At 44.1% G+C, this 401-nt stretch carries 1 pseudogene; it reads right to left on the reverse strand.

The features are described 5' to 3' along the window. Positions 1-356: pseudogene (locus A3757_RS05040) on the reverse strand (phosphomethylpyrimidine synthase ThiC); the annotation flags it as partial. Positions 357-401: the final 45 nt, after the last annotated feature.

The raw sequence follows: 401 nt of genomic DNA on the forward strand, positions 1-401 counted from the left end.
AAGGCTAGGTTTTGATCACGTACATTTGCGTACTCAGAACTAAAACCAGGTAACTCTTCAGTATCATTTCGTTCAGCAACCCACTCATCGCGTAAGGGCATTAGCCCTTTTGTGACGTCAACTTCTATCTCGGGGTCTGTATAGGGGCCGGAGGTGTCATAAACTCTAACTGGAGGGTTATCCTCAAGCTCGCCATTCTGCAACTGAGTTGGGGTAAGTGAAATTTCACGCATCGCTACGCGAATATCTTTACGACTGCCTTCTACATATACTTTTTTTGAGGCTGGAAAAGGCTGGGTAGATAACTCATCTACGTAAGCTGTATCACCCAGTTTCTTTAACGAATCGTTTTTCATCTATTGCTCCGCATATCCGGTATTACGAGTGTGGTAAGTAAGGAA

This window comes from Oleiphilus sp. HI0117 (assembly GCF_001635235.1).